Source organism: Saccharothrix texasensis, from assembly GCF_003752005.1.
Taxonomy (GTDB): domain Bacteria; phylum Actinomycetota; class Actinomycetes; order Mycobacteriales; family Pseudonocardiaceae; genus Actinosynnema; species Actinosynnema texasense.
Genome location: NZ_RJKM01000001.1, coordinates 6,494,145 through 6,509,227, shown reverse-complemented (window position 1 = coordinate 6,509,227; position 15,083 = coordinate 6,494,145). Strand labels below are relative to the sequence as shown.

The 15,083-nt window shown below is 66.6% G+C and carries 15 protein-coding genes; 5 read left to right on the top strand and 10 right to left on the bottom strand.

What is annotated here, in order from left to right:
* Positions 1 to 59 precede the first annotated feature (59 nt).
* From EDD40_RS28930 to EDD40_RS28890, 9 genes are all read right to left on the bottom strand, one after another.
* Positions 60 to 1,019: an AAA family ATPase gene (locus EDD40_RS28930; RefSeq protein WP_123748353.1), complete on the bottom strand. Its 960-nt coding sequence runs from the start codon at positions 1,017 to 1,019 to the stop codon at positions 60 to 62.
* 35 nt (positions 1,020 to 1,054) lie between these two features.
* Positions 1,055 to 1,939 (bottom strand): bifunctional DNA primase/polymerase, encoded by an 885-nt coding sequence (locus tag EDD40_RS28925; protein ID WP_123745726.1) that lies wholly within the window; start codon positions 1,937 to 1,939, stop codon positions 1,055 to 1,057.
* 526 nt (positions 1,940 to 2,465) lie between these two features.
* Entirely contained in the window at positions 2,466 to 4,694 is a 2,229-nt protein-coding gene (locus EDD40_RS28920; RefSeq protein WP_211348250.1) for an FtsK/SpoIIIE domain-containing protein, read from the bottom strand.
* The gene (locus EDD40_RS28915) at positions 4,691 to 5,875 is read right to left on the bottom strand and encodes a hypothetical protein (protein ID WP_123745725.1); all 1,185 of its coding nucleotides are present in this window, start codon (positions 5,873 to 5,875) and stop codon (positions 4,691 to 4,693) included. The genes EDD40_RS28920 and EDD40_RS28915 overlap by 4 nt, the downstream gene beginning before the upstream one ends.
* The gene (locus EDD40_RS28910; RefSeq protein WP_123745724.1) at positions 5,872 to 6,138 is read right to left on the bottom strand and encodes a hypothetical protein; all 267 of its coding nucleotides are present in this window, start codon (positions 6,136 to 6,138) and stop codon (positions 5,872 to 5,874) included. The genes EDD40_RS28915 and EDD40_RS28910 overlap by 4 nt, the downstream gene beginning before the upstream one ends.
* On the bottom strand, positions 6,135 to 6,551 hold the full coding sequence (locus tag EDD40_RS28905; RefSeq protein WP_123745723.1) for a RapZ C-terminal domain-containing protein: 417 nt from the start codon (positions 6,549 to 6,551) through the stop codon (positions 6,135 to 6,137). Before EDD40_RS28905 ends, EDD40_RS28910 begins: the two co-directional genes overlap by 4 nt.
* A complete protein-coding gene (locus tag EDD40_RS28900; protein WP_123745722.1) occupies positions 6,548 to 6,742 on the bottom strand; it encodes a hypothetical protein in 195 nt (64 codons plus the stop codon). Before EDD40_RS28900 ends, EDD40_RS28905 begins: the two co-directional genes overlap by 4 nt.
* A 96-nt stretch (positions 6,743 to 6,838) precedes the next feature.
* Positions 6,839 to 7,144, bottom strand: a complete 306-nt coding sequence (locus EDD40_RS28895) for a hypothetical protein (RefSeq protein ID WP_148088943.1) — start codon at positions 7,142 to 7,144, stop codon at positions 6,839 to 6,841.
* Positions 7,145 to 7,149: 5 nt separating this feature from the next.
* Positions 7,150 to 7,515: a hypothetical protein gene (locus tag EDD40_RS28890; RefSeq protein WP_123745720.1), complete on the bottom strand. Its 366-nt coding sequence runs from the start codon at positions 7,513 to 7,515 to the stop codon at positions 7,150 to 7,152.
* A 132-nt stretch (positions 7,516 to 7,647) separates the two neighbouring features.
* Here EDD40_RS28890 and EDD40_RS28885 point away from each other — a divergent pair, with 132 nt between their 5' ends.
* The 4 genes from EDD40_RS28885 to EDD40_RS28870 all read left to right on the top strand — a co-directional run bounded on the left by EDD40_RS28885 (position 7,648) and on the right by EDD40_RS28870 (position 11,576).
* Positions 7,648 to 8,520, top strand: a complete 873-nt coding sequence (locus EDD40_RS28885) for a GntR family transcriptional regulator (RefSeq protein WP_123745719.1) — start codon at positions 7,648 to 7,650, stop codon at positions 8,518 to 8,520.
* Complete coding sequence (locus EDD40_RS28880; RefSeq protein ID WP_123745718.1) at positions 8,513 to 9,178, top strand: HAD family hydrolase; 666 nt, start codon at positions 8,513 to 8,515, stop codon at positions 9,176 to 9,178. The genes EDD40_RS28885 and EDD40_RS28880 overlap by 8 nt, the downstream gene beginning before the upstream one ends.
* Before the next feature lie 441 nt (positions 9,179 to 9,619).
* On the top strand, positions 9,620 to 10,909 hold the full coding sequence (locus tag EDD40_RS28875; RefSeq protein WP_170185228.1) for an AAA family ATPase: 1,290 nt from the start codon (positions 9,620 to 9,622) through the stop codon (positions 10,907 to 10,909).
* Complete coding sequence (locus tag EDD40_RS28870) at positions 10,896 to 11,576, top strand: RloB family protein (RefSeq protein ID WP_123745716.1); 681 nt, start codon at positions 10,896 to 10,898, stop codon at positions 11,574 to 11,576. The genes EDD40_RS28875 and EDD40_RS28870 overlap by 14 nt, the downstream gene beginning before the upstream one ends.
* A 1,624-nt stretch (positions 11,577 to 13,200) precedes the next feature.
* Here the strand turns inward: EDD40_RS28870 and EDD40_RS28860 are convergent.
* Complete coding sequence (locus EDD40_RS28860; protein WP_123745715.1) at positions 13,201 to 14,103, bottom strand: helix-turn-helix transcriptional regulator; 903 nt, start codon at positions 14,101 to 14,103, stop codon at positions 13,201 to 13,203.
* A gap of 99 nt (positions 14,104 to 14,202) precedes the next feature.
* On the opposite strand from EDD40_RS28860, the gene EDD40_RS28855 reads away from it, so the two are divergent.
* A complete protein-coding gene (locus EDD40_RS28855; protein ID WP_123745714.1) occupies positions 14,203 to 14,988 on the top strand; it encodes an NAD(P)H-dependent oxidoreductase in 786 nt (261 codons plus the stop codon).
* Positions 14,989 to 15,083 lie beyond the last annotated feature (95 nt).

The following is a 15,083-nucleotide window of genomic DNA, read 5'->3' as shown; positions in this document are numbered from 1 at the left end:
GATGGCGAGACAACTGGGACAGGTGGGACAGGTCTTGGTCGGGAAGCCGTCCCATCCGGTCACAGGAGAGGCGCGAAGTAGCGGCTCGTGGCGTCCTTGGTGAGCTGCCCGGCGTCGTGCATCCGGGCGCACGTCTTCCGCACGTTCCCGGCGTCCAGGCCGGTTCCGGCGGCGATCTGCGCGGGTGTACTGCCGCTGTTCTCGCGCAGGTAGCGCAGGATGACGGCGCGGGTGTCGCCGATGGTGTGGTCGATGGCAGGGCCGTCGAGCATGGTCCACGAACCGTTGTCGGGGTTGAAGCTCAGCGCGTGGTCGGCTTCCTCCACGTCGCGGCCGGTGATGTGCAGGACGCCGTCGGCGTTGTTGCGGCCGCGTTCGAGCACCAGCACGGCGTCTGCCGCGCCCGCGATGCCGTTGGTTCCCGATACGGTGGCCAAGAAGTCCTCGTGCGTGGCCTTGCGGACATGGTGGACGAGCACCACCGACACCCCGAAGTGATCAGCAATCCGCTTGGCGCGGCCAACAGCCAGGTAGTCCGCGTCGTACTGCTGGACGTTGCCCGGTTCGGTGCCACGCACCTTGGCGAACACGTCGATGACCACCAGGCGCGCGGCCGGGTTACCGCGTAGCCACCCGGCGATGGCCTTGTCCCCGCCCTGCGGCAGCGGCGGGCACTGGGTGGCCAGGGTGAGCAGGTGCGGCGCGGGCTGGTCACCGAGCATCTTGCCCATGCGGGTCTTGAGCCGCCGCGCGGTGTCCTCCAACGCCAGGTACAGCACCGGTGCGGCCGGACCGGTGTCGATGCTGCTGAACGCGGGCTGACCGGACGCGATGGACAGGCCCAAGCCCAGCGACATCCACGACTTGCCGACCTTGGGCGGTCCAGCCAGCAACGTCACTCCCTCGCAGAGGACGCCGGGCACGGCCCACTTCGGATCGGGGAAGTCGGCGGCCATGAGCTTGTCGGCGGTCCAGGCGTCGGCGAACGGGTCGGGTTCGACCGGCGGTGCAGTGGTCATGGCGGTGGTCGCTCCCTCGTGTTCGGGCATGTGGTTCACGCGGCCAGTCGGCGTGGTCGACGGGCACCGTCGCGAAGACCGCTGGTGATGGTCTGCTCGGCGGTGTGGTGGGTGTAGGCGTTGACGGCGATGTGTCCGGCGGCGGCGTGCATGAGCACGTCGCGGACTTCGTCCTCGGTGAGTGCTCCACCGGCGACGAGTTGCCCAAGGGCTTGAGCGGCGCAGTAGAGGGCGAAGTTGCGTTGCCCCGACGTCGCTCCCTCCACACGGGCCACCTCGGCGTCGATGGCGGCTCGCAGGTACCGGCCGCGCCGGTCGGTGGCCGGCACTCGCAACCGGATCGGCTCTGCCGGTGGCGGAGGCAGCGGCGCGGGCCGCAGCAACTCACCGAGCCACATCGGCAAGGGCGCCGGTGCTACGTCGTGCACCAGCTGGTAGCCGCGACCGTCCACGGTGGAGCCGGGTGCGACGACGTAGCCGCCGTGTGCTCGGCTGTCGATGAGTCGTCCGGCTTTGCCGGCGGTGTTGCGGTACTCCGCACCGGCGGGGGCGGTGAAGTACAGGTGCCGGCCACCCGAAGCGGTGGACACCGTGCGGGTGTCGTCGGGCAACTCCTGGTCGGCGTCGTCGGCCAGGAGCGCCAGCACCTCCAGGCCGTGCAGGAAGCCGTCCGGGTCGGGCTTGTCGGGCTTGGCCACGTCGAGGTCCACCACGACCAGTCCGGCCGGGCCGGTGGCAAGCCCGATGTTGTAGGCGGGGCCGTGGTTCCAGCAGCGGCAGATGCGGTCGGGGTCGGTGGTGGCGCGCTGCTCCCAGTCGCGCACGGCGGGCCGCTTGCCACCGGGCACGAGGGGGAAGACCGGCCAGCCACGGGCGGCGGTGTCCAGTGCGGCCGACAACAGCGGGTTGTGAGGTGGCACGTTCGTCTCCTTCGGACGGTCGTTTGGTCAGCGGCGCTTGTCGTGGGTCCATCCGGCGTGGCGCATGCACGTGGGGCACATGGGCGCGTTGCGGGGTGCGCCAGTGCCGACGCGTGTGCCGCATAGGGCACGGGGGTTGTCGCTGAGTCCGAGTTGGTGGGCGAAGGTGCGCAGGTCGCCGACGATGTGCATGACCGTGCTCATGACGACACCTTTCGGTCACTTTCAGTGACGAGATGTGGGCGTGCGGGATCGGCACGCGGACCGGCGGACAGGGCCGCGCGCTGTCGTGTCGAGGGGATGAGGGGACGGACCACGCAGGGGAACCACGAGTGCGGTTCTGGGGTGCCCACGCTGGTCCGCGCGCCGCTTAGACGATCTTCCCCTCGCGGGGTTCTGGCTGTTGGGGCCAGGGGAAGCGGTCAGGGGACGGAGTTGGGGATACTTCCCCCGACTCGGCGTGCTTCCCCTGCTGCTTCCCCCGGCTCACCACGGGGGTTCGGCGGTCGTCGCCGAGAGCTTCGCGCTACTCGGCGGTGTCGTCGTCCGCCGCGCCGTTGTCACGGCGAGTGATGGCGTCGGTGATGTCGTCGGCACGGATGACGCTGTCGCCCTGGTACTTGCGCGGCGGCACGTCGTGGTGGTCCAGCACGGCGCGCAGGTCCTTGAACGACCAGTCGCCGTAGTGGTCGGGGTCGTGCTCGATGAGTCGGGACAGCACCACCGCTGAACGAAGGCGCGGTTCGTTGCCCAGCACGCGGGCGATGTCGGCCAGCGTGTCCACTGTGGTCACCTCGTCCTCGGTCGGGGCGGAGACGTGACCGGCGCGCAGGGCGACGGCGCGTTCCATGACCGCGGTGACCTCGTCGGTGGTCAGGTAGTGGCTGCGCAGCAGGCCGGGCTTGGCCATGATGCCGCGCACCATCGCGGTGCCGATGTCGCCGGGGCCTTCGGTGGTCTTGGGCACCAGCGACACGGCGGAGATGCCCTGCTTGTAGCTGCCGGTGCCGAGTACGGCGTCGTTGGACTGCTGGTCGCCGATGGCGAAGCACGCCTTGCAGGACACCACGGCCATGACCTTGCGGGGCAGCGACGCGGTGGACGGCTCCGGGGTGGCGAAGACGAGCACGATGCCGTACTTGCGGGCGGCGCTGATCAGCTTCACGGTCACGTCGGCCGCCTCCTCCCCGTACTCGTTGTCCATGAACAGCGCCTGGCACTCGTCGATCACCACGATGCGCGGGCGCAGTCGGGCGTCCTTCTCGGCGAGCTTGCGGGTCACCGCCCGTGCCCCGTGCTGCTGCAACGCCTTGCCCCTGGTCTCCAGGTCGCGGTACAACTCGCGCAGGGTGTCCATGCACGCGGTGACGGTCTCGCGGTCCGCGCCGGTCCGCAGGGTCCGCAGACGGTTGCGCATGGGGTCGTAGTCGGCGTTGGTGGCCAACACGAACACGTCGGCGTCCACCAACGGGTCCAGCAGCGCCCCGGTGAGCATGGTGATGATCAGCGTGGACTTGCCGCTGCCCATCATCCCGGCGATGGCGTAGTTCTTCTCCGAGAGCTGCCCGGTGACGCGCTCCCCTCGGATGTTCACCCCGAGCGGCACCCCGGCGAAGAAGTCCACGGTGCCGGACTCCAGCAGTGGCCACGGTTCCACCGGCCCGGACAGCGCGCCCTGGTCGGCAACCCACAGGTCCAGCACGCCCGGTTGGTCCTTCGGTTCGGACGGCCACACCTCCACCGGCAGGCGCACCAGGTTGTGGGCGAAGACGGTCTTGCGCTTGACGATCTCCTCCACTGGCACGCCCTTGGGCATGACCAGCTGCATCCGCCAGCCCTTGCCGTCGCGGTGAGGGGGCTGCACCCACGTCGGGGTGATGTTTCGCCCCCAACCCTCCTTGAACGCCTGCTTGAGCGCGGGCAGGCCGGACAGGTGCCGCAGCGCGGAAAGCACTGCGGACTCGTCGGGGATGATGTCGCGCCCGTCCGCCGGTCGCGCCTCGTCAGCCGCAGCCCACACCGGCAGCGTGCCGCGCGAGCGGCCCACCGGGATGGCGCGTACCACCCATACCGCCGCACCGGAAGCGGCCCACGCCCACCAGTACGACCCCACCGGGGACATCTCAACCACGGTGCTCCAGAAGCCGGTGATCTCGTGCCAGCGGTCGGTCAGCGAACCCGCACCGACGACGGCCTGAGCGGCGGCGTAGCCCAGCAGCAGCACGTGACCCGACGCCAGGAGCACCACCGCGCCACCGGACCAGCGCAGCACCTCCAACCGGCGCTCACGGCCACGCTGTGCCTGCCCGGAGCGGCGCTGCTCCAACGCCTGCTCCAGCTCCCGCAGCACGCGGAAGTCGTCGGCGTTCTTGGCGTTCAGGCGCAGGGTGGTGATGGCCTGCTCAAGGTCGGTGTGGTGGCGGCGGGCGCGACGCTCGGCACGCAGGGCGCGGGAGCCGGCCACGGCGTAGCCGACGTTGCGCACCACCGCCCGACCGGCCCGCCGGGTGACCTCGTGGGTGGCGCCGGTCTTGACGACCCGCACCACCGCACCGGCCGCCGCCCGTGCCCGCTCGGCCGCCATGCGGCGGTCCAGCTCGGCGGACTCCTGCTCGGTCAGCACCTCGCCGACCACGGTCGCGTCCGGCTCCAGCTCGGTCCCCGGCGCGGTCGGTGCGTCGGCGCGGCGTACCGGCAGCGGCAGCACCTTGGCGTGCTCCTGGCCGTCGTTGTCGTGCTCGTGTGCGGTGGTCATGCCATCACCTCCTGGCGGGTGCCGCCCTCGTCGTCAGGGCCGTCGTCGTGGGTGGGGAACAGGGCGCGGTGCACGGCGGCGGCGTGCTCGGCGCGGCAGCGCAGAAACTTGCGCACCTGCGTCTGCGAGAGGTGCTCCGGAAGGGCCTGGCGGTCGATCGCGGCACGCACGCGGGCGGTGTAGCGCGCGATCTTGTCCGCGTCGGGCGCGGGGACGGTTTCCGCATTTCCCGCGCTGTGCGCGGTCTGCGCAGTGGAGGATGCAGCCGGGGTGTCCACGTGGTGCGTGGTGGTCGTGTCGGTGATCGACGCGGGCAGCGCGGCGCGGTAGGCGTCGATCTCGGCCACCAGGTCGGCGGCGGCGTCGTCCCATCCGTCGGTGACCGGGAGCCCGGCGACCGTAGTGGGCACCAGCTGCAAACGGCCGGTCCGACCGCGGCGCAGCTCCACCAGGCCGGGCCGGTGCACCAACTTGGCGGTGCCGTCCGCAGCCAACTCGGCAATGGCGTGGCGCAGGGCGGTGCGGCGCACCCTCTCCACCCGGCGGGCGGCCAGGCGGTGAAGCCGGGCGGCGGCACGCTGCTCACGGGTCGGGCGCGGCTTGGCGGGAGCGGCGGTGACCATCTGGTGCACCACCACGCCACCGACCGCGACCAGCGCCATGACGATGCCGTCCACCACCCCGCCGCCGGGGTGGGTCAGGCCGTGCAGGAACGCCAGCGTCCCCGACACCCCGGCGAACACCCACACCCCGAGCGTGAGCCGTCCGGTCGGGCGACCGGCACGCAGCGCGGCGGCGCGGGCGAACGCGAACGCCCACATCGCGGCCTCGGAGAACAGCGGCATCGTCCAGCCCGGTGCGCCGTACAGGTCGTGGCCGAACCCGGCGATCGCAGACCAGGCCAGCACCGCCGGCACCAGCACCACCGGTAGGAACAACAGGTCGATGGTGTGCGCGGACACCCACGCGGTCACTGCGGCGCGGGCGGCGGCACGGCGAGCGCGGGCGGCGTCGGCGCGCTCCTGGCGCAGCTTGGCGGCGGCTGCCTGGTCGGCGCGTTCCCGCTCGGCACGGGCTTGAGCGTCGGCGCGGCGCTGCTCGAACAGCATGGCCTGGTCGGCCCGGCGCTGCTCGGCCGCAGCCGTCTTGTCGGCGCGGCGGTTCTCGGCGTACGTGCTCATCGGGACACCTCCTGTCGGCGCAGGTACAGCGGGGAACGGGACGTGCCGCGGTCGGTGCGGCGCAGACGGCGCAGCAGGACCGCCAGGGCCAGGGCCGGGACTCCGACCACGACAACCACGGCGGTCGGGTTCTCGGCCTGGGTGATGACCAGCCACTGGGTCAGGCCGATCAGCCCGGCGGTGGCCAGCAGCTTCCACAGCACGATCACGGCGACCAGGGCCAAGGCGACCAGGAGCAGCAGTAAGGGCGGCGGAATGCTCACCGGCGGTGTCCTTCCCGGTCGTCGCCCTCACGCACCACGCGGGGCAGGTGGACGTGCCGGTGTTCCAGCTCGACCGTCACGCCCTCGGCGTCCAGCAGTCCGGCCAGCACTTCGGCCAGGGCCACCGAACGGTGCCGCCCGCCGGCGCAACCGAACGCGATGGTCATGGGCTTGCGGGTGACGCGGGCGACGTCGACGGCCTGCGAGAGGATGTCCAGCAGCGTCGCCGCGCCCGGTGTGGACAGCACCACCTGGCGCACCGCAGCGTCACGGCCGTCCTGGTCCAGCAGACCGGCGCCCTTCATGCGGGCGGGGTCGCGCAGCAGCTGCCGCACGTCGACCACCAGCTCGGCCTCCGGCGGGGCGTCGTGCAGGTAGCCGAACGACACGATCCGGATCGGCGGGGTGCTCATCGCACACCCCCGATGGGGCGCAGCACGCGGCCGGACGCGGTGAGGTCTTCCCAGGTGCGACCACGCTGGGACGGCGGGGCCGACCCGTCGGCGGTGGCCACCGGCGTCACCAGGCCGTAGGGGTTGGGCTGGTCGAAGGTGTCACCGGTGCGTTCGTCCACGAGGTCGCGCCGGTGGGTTTTGTTCGACATGCTTGGTTCTCCTCGCCCGCCCTTGCGGGGGCGGTGTGGATGGGGCCGGACCGGCGGCGGCTTCTTGGCGGGAGTAGGCCGCCGGTCCGGGCGAAGTCAGTACGAGGCGCGCACCGCGCGGTCAGCGTGGCGGCGGTCCGGGTGCAGCAGGCCGGACGCGGTGACGGCCAGGTGCCGCAGGTAGTCCGGGGTGGCGGTTTCGTCGCCGGTCTCCCGGCTCCACGCCAGGTCTGCCGCGGCCAGGGCAGCGGTCAGGTCCTCCGGCGACGGGAAAGCTGCTCGAACCTCACGGTCGACCAACTCCCGCACCACGGCGGTCAGCGCGGCGAAGTCCACGCGCAGACGCCCGTCACCGACGACCAGGAACCGACCCGCCTGGTGGCCGAGGTCGTTCTGCGTCAACGACATCACGCCACGCGCCCCGCACCCGACGTGACCACGGCAGCCCGGCGGGCAGCGTTGCGACGTGCCTTGCGCCCCTTGGCCTTCGAGCGGCCGAACACCGGCGCGGGCAACACGTTCGACACGACCACCGGCCGTGCCGGCTCCTCCAGCTCGGCTGCGGCCTGCTCCAGCGTGACGCCGTACTTCGAGGTGATCCCCTTGAGCGCCCGCTCCACGATGCGCCGGTTACGGCGCTCCCGCGCCGACCCGTCCAACAGCGCCGACGAAGGCGCAGCAGCAGCCGCGATCTCCACTGACACCTGCGCGTCCAGCAGCTGCTCCACTGCGGCAGAGGTCAGACCGTCCGGGTAGTAGCTCGTGCTGTCCATCTCTAAGCCTCCTCCTGGCTTCCCTGGCTAGTCAGGTGAGCCGATGACCGAAGCTTGGCGGACATGGCTAGTCATGTCAAGTGGATGTACCCAGAAAGTATGTCTTGGCTAGTCAGGCGGTATGCTTAGCTCATGAGCGAGGGCCTGGAGTACTTGGACGACCTTGATCCGGACGACCCACGTACCGAGTCACAGCAGATCGCGAACAAGCTGCGTGCCGCGATCCTGATGAAGAAGCTCCAGCCCGGTGACAAGCTGCCCTCACAGCCCGCGCTGGCGAGCCGGTTCGGCGTCGCACGTGAGACGGTCAAGGCGGCGCTACGGCTTCTGGCGGCCGAACACCTGATCGTGAGCCGTCAGGGCAGCGGCACGTTCGTCCGGGCCCAGACGGAGCGCCCCGTAGGACTTCGTCCGCACGTCGAAGCAGCGTTCGAGCGAACGCACGTCTCGATCGACTTTGCAGGCTTCGGAAGCGAGACCCTTCGCAACACACTGTCGGAAGTCCTCGACAAGGTACGCGCCGGACGACTCACGCCCGAAAGCGTCGTCATCCGCATCATGGTGTCCGACATGTCCGTACCGATGGCACTCCCGTGTAGGGCGGATACCGCAGCCGATGACCCAGCAGTGCGGATGCGGCAGAAGCGCATCAGCGAACGGTCAATCGACGCGATCGTTGACGACGTGCAGGAACTCACCGACCTGGGACTGATCAAGTCCGGCAGCGTCCAGGTTCGGGTTCACGGCATCCCGCCAGTCCTCAAGCTTTATATCCTCAACAACGAGGATGCATTCTTCGGCTTCTACCCTGTCGTAGAGCACGACGTGACGATTAAGGGTGAGCCGATCCCCATCTACGATCCGATGGGCAAGGATGCCACTCTGTTCCAGTACTCCGTCAGTGAGAGCGACGACACCTCCACTGCGGCCGAGTACGTTCGCCAGGCACGCGCATGGTTCGACTCGATCTGGAACACGATCGCCCGGGAGTACGCCCATGACTGAGCCGCACCGTGCTGTACTCGATCACGCGAAGGCTGTTCTGTTCGACTTCGACGGACCTATATGCAGCGTCTTCGCCGGTTATCCAGCAGACCGGATCGCGTCTGATCTGATCGTACTTCTACGACAACGCGGTACGATCTTCGAGCCTGCCATAGGCGACGAAACAGACCCTATGGACGTGCTTCGCTGGACAGGAGTCCACAAGCGTGACAGCGTACTCGATGTAGAGAACTACCTGGTAGAAGCCGAAGTTCAAGCAGTTGAATTGGCAGAGCCGACCCCGTTCGCTATCCAGGTCATGCATAGCATCGTTGATAGTGGCCGACCCGTCGCAGTGGTCAGCAACAACTCGGCACTGGCCGTCCAGAAATACCTGACAAGACACGATATCAGCAGCATTGTTTCGTTCGTGTCCGGCCGCGTCCACGCCAACCCCTCATTGATGAAACCTGCTCCCTTCTCCCTGAAGCTAGCCGCCGATCAGCTGGACGTGAGCATCACAGACACAGTTCTTATCGGTGACACCATCACTGACATTGAAGCAAGTCACGCGGCAGGAGCAAGGTCTATCGGATACGCGAACAAGCCTGGGAAGCGTGAGCGATTGTCGCAAGCAGGAGCCGACGCAGTGATTGACAGCATGGCGGCCCTGCTCTGACTAACTGGAACAACTGTCCTCCCCCTGGGGGGAGTGGCGTCCCACCTGTCCCACCTGTCCCGTCATAGTCGCTGACCAGCGGTTCCAGGGTGGGACAGTCCGCAGAACACCTGTCCCACCTATCCCACTCCACTGCGGCACCCGCCCTCCCGAGGCGGTGCTGTCTCAGCTATCCCAGATGTCCCATCAAGTTGCGCCGAACAGCGGCCCCGAGGAGGGACAGCTCGCATGCCACCCGCCGCCCATTCGAACACAAGTTCGACACAAGCTTGCTCACTCACGGCAAGATGACGCCCGTCTGACTGCCTCTTCCGCAACTTTGTAGCGGAAGAGGCATCTGAACGGCTATGCTTTGGTCTCCTAGCAGAGAGAACTGAAACCATGTTGCTGGCTTTCCGAGTGACAAATTTTCGATCAATTCGAGATGAACAAGAAGTATCAATGATCCGCAACCGCAGGATGGCGGCACACTCGAATGACACGAAAACAAGGGATACAGTTTCAAGGGTTGCGGGAATCTACGGCGGAAACGCTTCGGGCAAATCGAACCTATTGAACGCTCTGCACTTTATGTCTCAAGCGGTTCACGATTCACATTCGCGATGGAAGCCAGAAGGAGGCACGCCTTACGACCCCTTCGCCCTCGACCAAGAAAGCAAAAGCAAAGCCTCACGCTTCGAGGCTGAGTTCCTGATTCAAGACGTTCGCTACCAATATGGGTTTGAGATCGACGGCAAGACAGTCAGGTCCGAGTGGCTCTACGCCTTTCCTGCGAGTCGGCGACAGACCTGGTTCGAACGCGACACATCAGAACAGGACCCATGGTACTTCGGCAAAAATCTGAAGGGCAGAAACAAAGTAGTCGCGGACGTCACCCGACAAAACTCACTGTTTCTCTCCACTGCCGCCGCGTTAGATCATGACGCCCTAATGCCAGTATACAATTGGTTCTCTTTCCAGCTTCGCATTATCAATCAGGATAACTTTTCCGATCGCTTCCGGTTCACTATTGCAGAAATTGAGAATCAAGAAGAGTCCGTAAACGCCATCACGCGTCTACTCAAATTCGCAGACCTCGGCATACGCGACTTAAAAGTACTGCGAAACCATATCGATAACGAGCAACGGGAACTGACTATTAAAGTGGCGGAAAGCTTGGCCGCGATCCGCGATCCCGACAAGAAACAGCCTACCGTTGAAGAGTGGGAGGAAATTTTTGAAGAGGTGACGGCAACCGTAGAACTAAAGCACAGCTACGGAGACGCCGAGCCGGTAGGACTACCCCTTAAGCAAGAGTCAGTAGGAACGCGGGCACTTCTGGCTATGAGTGGACCTATCTTTCACTCGCTTCGGACAGGGGCCACTCTACTGGTTGACGAGATCGATACCAGTCTTCACCCATATTTGGTGGCCGAGATCGTCAACCTATTCAAGTCACAGGAACATAATCCCCACCATGCCCAACTTATATTCACTAGTCACGATACGTCCCTACTAGGAAACATGCTATCCGACGACCCCACGCTAGCTCGTGATCAAATCTGGCTAGTGCAGAAGAACAAAGTGGGCGCGAGTGACGTATATCCCCTCACCGACTTCACCCCGAGGCGTCTAGAAAATCTAGAACGGGGTTACCTACAGGGCCGCTATGGCGCAATCCCTTTCATTAATCAAAGTCAACTAAAGGATTTACTTTCTCCGACTCAAGGGGGAAGCGATGGCGAATCGTAAGCCGCTATCGCGTGAACGCCCGCTGAGAAGGAGAGGTCCACAATACCAACCGAAGACGCGTTTTCTTATTTTGTGTGAAGGCGAGGTAACAGAACCGGAATACTTCGCTTTTGTCCGAGATCAGCTTAAAGAACATCTTATATCTATTGTCGCACTGGGCGATTTAGGTGACCCCCTTAGTGTTGTAGAAGAAGCCATCATGCGGCGGAAAAACGCTTCGAAACGAGCCAGGCAGGCTAAGGACGAAAACCTCACCTACGATGAGATCTGGTGCGTTGTCGATGTAGACGACCACGCACGCTTGCCTGAAGCTAAAAACCTGGCCAAGAAAGAGGGGATCAACCTTGCCGTAAGCAATCCTTGCTTCGAATTATGGGCATTGCTGCACTTCCAGGAACAGAACGCACACATAAATTCGATAGCTATACAGCGACGCCTGCGCTCTCATATGCCAGGTTACGAGAAGTCTCTTAGATGTGATGCGATGGTCGGAGCTTATACATTAGCGAAGCAGCGAGCCATGGCATTAGAAAAACAACATGAGAGGAATATGAGCAAGCAAGGAAGCAACCCTAGTACCGACGTATGGAAGCTTGTGGATAAGATCCTTGAGTCAGCTTCTAAGGCCCGTCCCGGCAAGTCCGGCACTGAGATAATTTCGCTGTAGATACGCCATAACAGCTCCAAACACAGAGTCACCCAGTTTATGACTTTCCACCTTCCGCCAAGATTTCCAATCAGCTCAAAGTGAGTCGAGGTCGTCGGCGATCGACACAAGGAAAGTTATTTCCAGAATTCGCTGGGCTATACCTGCCAGCAGGAGCCGTTTCAAGACGCTGCAACAGTTGGGGGTGTATGTATGCGGCATCGGTGCGATGCGCCGCCCTCTGAACCTCACCGACTTGGAGATAGCCGCACCTCGGCCTGAACGACGACAGAGCGGCCGACCTCTACACAAAGCCGTACGTGAGGCTCTAGGACGGCCACAGAGCGGCTATTCAGGCAGAGCGCTGACATAGCGCGACTTCGCGGCTCATCAGGATGATTCACAACTCACCAGCTCCGTGGCCACCTCGGGTTTGTAACAGCCGGGTGCATTGAAGTTCCTCTTGGCTCTACACACTCGCCCATCAACCGCGGCTCGCACGCCGCTCTGCGGCCGTCTCAGCGCTGCGCGTAGGGCCATGTGCAGAGATTGGTCTGGCCGCTGCTGTGAACCCTGGGATCGAGCGCAGGGGTGGAACCCTCTGGAGCACAGCAAGCGATGATCACCACGTCGCCTTGCCCCGGCTGTTACAGCCGCTTGTGCTTGGCTGACCGGCCCTCAACAGTTCGTCCGGCGCCAACTGTGCCAAATACGGGCCAAAGTAGTCTTCAGGAACAAGATCACCTTACTGTTTATGCTGGTAGAGCGTTCCATGCAGCCGGTAGTCGCACCGCCCTCCGGAGGCGGGAGCGCAGGTTCGAATCCTGCCGGGGGCACTACCACTTGAGGCCCTTGACCAGCGCGAAGCCGGTCAAGGGCCTTATTCGTCTGTCCGGCCGTGCCCGGCTGGAACCGGCCGTCTGCGGCTGTCTGTGCCAAATACGGGCCAAATTTCTAGCCCTTCTGCCGGTGCCCCAGCGCAGCCTCAACCCGCTGCCGCACCACCCCTGTTTTCCCGTCCGGACACTTGGCGCAGATCTTCACCAGCACCTCCGACAAGTGCCCCGCCCACTCGGCGACCGTCACTGCGGGAACTCCCGGTCGGGCCATGTCGACACCGCGGCGTGCCGCAGTCGTACGGTGTGCCTGCCAGCGGCGTAGCGGCGGCCTCGGGCGTGAACTTCGGCCCGTGCACACTGCCAGGCTCGAATGGTGTGAGCCTGGCCGTTGCGCTCCCCGGTGAACAGCCGACCGTCCACCGCTGTGCCGAATGAGGCGAGGGCGCGGTTCGGCGGTGTCGATGATTTGGTTCTCCCCGTCCTTCGCCGGGAGGGACAGGTTGTGCTCGGCACGGTTGTGGGTGGTGTTGAGGAGAAGTACGGCCTGGAGGTGATGGTCGAGGGCAAGCTGGTGCCGCCCTACCAGGCCGCCGCGCCTCTCGCGGTCCGGCGACGTTCCGGAAGCCGTGCGGGAGGACTTCGTCGCTGGTGAGCGCGAACCGGCGGTCGACACATTCCGGACAATCCGGACCCGGTTGACGTTCCGATTGTCGATCGGGCACCGCCGCCCACACGGCTTCGGCTCGGCGGTGCCCGCCGATGTGCCCGACCCGGAACCCGACCGATGATTTTCCTGTTCGGGGGAACTACGCGGTGAAAACCATCGCCGGAGGCGGTGCCGCTGACGCCATCGCGGCCAGTCGGGCGAGGCTCGCGGATTCCGGGCTGTCCTCTTCCGCGCTGAACACGTGCACGACCAGACCCATCTCGCCGGGAGTGCTGGGCACGTGGAGGGTTTCGTAGTCCAGCGTCAGAATCCCCTCCTCGGGGTGGCGCAGGCGTTTGCGGCCCGCGCCGCACACCACGACCTCACCGCCGGCCCAGATCCGGCGGAAGGCGGGGCTCTTCCCGGACAGGTCCCTGATCAGCCCGACCAGGTCCCGGTCGTCCGGGTAGCGGCCCGCGGCGACGCGCAGTTGGCCCACGACCTCGGCGGCGCGGGGTTCCCAGTCCGGGTGCAGGTCCCGGGCGGCCGGGTCGAGGAACAGGTACCTCGCGTTGTTCCGGTCGCGGCGGGCCGGGTCGGACAGGCCCCCGAACAGCTCGCCGCCCAGGCTGTTCCACGCCACCACGTCGAGGCGGTGGTTCGTCACGAACGCCGGGAAGTCGCCCACGGCGGCCACGATCCGGTGCAGCAGCGGGCTGACGCGGGCGCTCGGGGCGGCGCCGCGGCGGACCCCCACCAGGGTGGCCAGGTGCCCGCGCTCGGCCGCGTCCAGGCCGAGCGCGCGGGCCAGCGAGTCCAGCACCTCGGGTGACGGCTGGGTCGCGCGGCCCTGCTCCAGGCGCACGTAGTAGTCCACGCTGATCCCCGCCAGCTGGGCCAGCTCCTCGCGCCGCAGACCGCGCACCCTCCGGCGGCGGCCCCCGGCCAGGCCGACGTGCTCCGGGGCGACGCGGGCCCGGCGGGCGCGCAGGAACGCGCCCAGCGCCCGCCGCGCGTCACCGATGCCGTCGACGTCCTCGGTGCGGTGGTCCACGCCCTCCATGCTCCCCAGTATTACCTGGCCCTCGCGGTACCAGGATTGCCGGACCGCCGGACGGACCGGGTGCCGGCTGCCCCGCCGCGAACGCGCGAACGTGGTGGCATGAGCTCGAAGAAGATCCTCGTCGTCAGCGCGCATCCGGAACCCCGGTCGCTCAACGGCGCCCTCACGTCGTTCGCCGCCGCTCACCTGCTCGCGGCGGGACACGAAGTGCGGGTGTCCGACCTCTACGCGATGAAGTGGAAGGCCTCCGTCGACGCGGACGACTTCCCCGACGACACCGGGGCGGGGCCGTTGGACGTGCTTGCCGCGCACGAGCGGGCCACGCTGGCGGGGCGGTTGACGCCCGACGTCGCGGCCGAACAGGAGAAGGTGCGCTGGGCGGACGCGGTCATCCTGCAGTTCCCGATGTGGTGGTTCTCCCTGCCCGCGATCCTCAAGGGGTGGGTCGACCGGGTCTTCACCAACGGTTTCGCGCACGGCCCGGCGGTCCCGCCGCCGTACACCGAAGGCGCTCTGGGTGGGCGGCGCGCGCTGCTGTCGGTCACGATCGGCGCCCGCGCGTCGGCGTTCTCCGACCGGGGCGCCCACGGCCGGTTGGCCGACCTCCTCTTCCCGGTGCAGCACGGCGTGCTGTGGTTCACCGGGATGGCGCCGCTGGCGCCGTTCGCGGTCTACGGCGCGGCCGGCCTGTCGACCGAGGCCTACGCGGCGGCGGAGCGGGAGTACGGGCGGCGGCTCGACGGCCTCTTCACCGACGAGCCGGTCCCGTTCCGGTCCCTCGTCGACGACTACGGCCGCGACCTCCGGCTGCTGCCGGACCTGGGGGCGCCGGGGGCGACCGGGCACGACCTCCACCTCCGGGAGACCGGCCCGGCAGGAGGATGACCTCCCGGACGTCGGCCCATGGGACGACTTCGGGCGCATGCGGGGTGGGGCAGAAATATTTGCGGCGTTCCGGCCCGGGACCGACCGTCTGGAAT

Bases quoted from the DNA above. Each gene is read 5' to 3' on its own strand.
- EDD40_RS28920 (WP_211348250.1), bottom strand. From the start codon at position 4,694: ATGACCACCGCACACGAGCACGACAACGACGGCCAGGAGCACGCCAAG.
- EDD40_RS28880 (WP_123745718.1), top strand. From the start codon at position 8,513: ATGACTGAGCCGCACCGTGCTGTACTCGATCACGCGAAGGCTGTTCTG.
- EDD40_RS28870 (WP_123745716.1), top strand. From the start codon at position 10,896: ATGGCGAATCGTAAGCCGCTATCGCGTGAACGCCCGCTGAGAAGGAGA.
- EDD40_RS28860 (WP_123745715.1), bottom strand. From the start codon at position 14,103: ATGGAGGGCGTGGACCACCGCACCGAGGACGTCGACGGCATCGGTGAC.
- EDD40_RS28890 (WP_123745720.1), bottom strand. From the start codon at position 7,515: ATGGACAGCACGAGCTACTACCCGGACGGTCTGACCTCTGCCGCAGTG.
- EDD40_RS28855 (WP_123745714.1), top strand. From the start codon at position 14,203: ATGAGCTCGAAGAAGATCCTCGTCGTCAGCGCGCATCCGGAACCCCGG.
- EDD40_RS28885 (WP_123745719.1), top strand. From the start codon at position 7,648: ATGAGCGAGGGCCTGGAGTACTTGGACGACCTTGATCCGGACGACCCA.
- EDD40_RS28875 (WP_170185228.1), top strand. From the start codon at position 9,620: ATGATCCGCAACCGCAGGATGGCGGCACACTCGAATGACACGAAAACA.
- EDD40_RS28930 (WP_123748353.1), bottom strand. From the start codon at position 1,019: ATGACCACTGCACCGCCGGTCGAACCCGACCCGTTCGCCGACGCCTGG.
- EDD40_RS28905 (WP_123745723.1), bottom strand. From the start codon at position 6,551: ATGAGCACCCCGCCGATCCGGATCGTGTCGTTCGGCTACCTGCACGAC.
- EDD40_RS28900 (WP_123745722.1), bottom strand. From the start codon at position 6,742: ATGTCGAACAAAACCCACCGGCGCGACCTCGTGGACGAACGCACCGGT.
- EDD40_RS28915 (WP_123745725.1), bottom strand. From the start codon at position 5,875: ATGAGCACGTACGCCGAGAACCGCCGCGCCGACAAGACGGCTGCGGCC.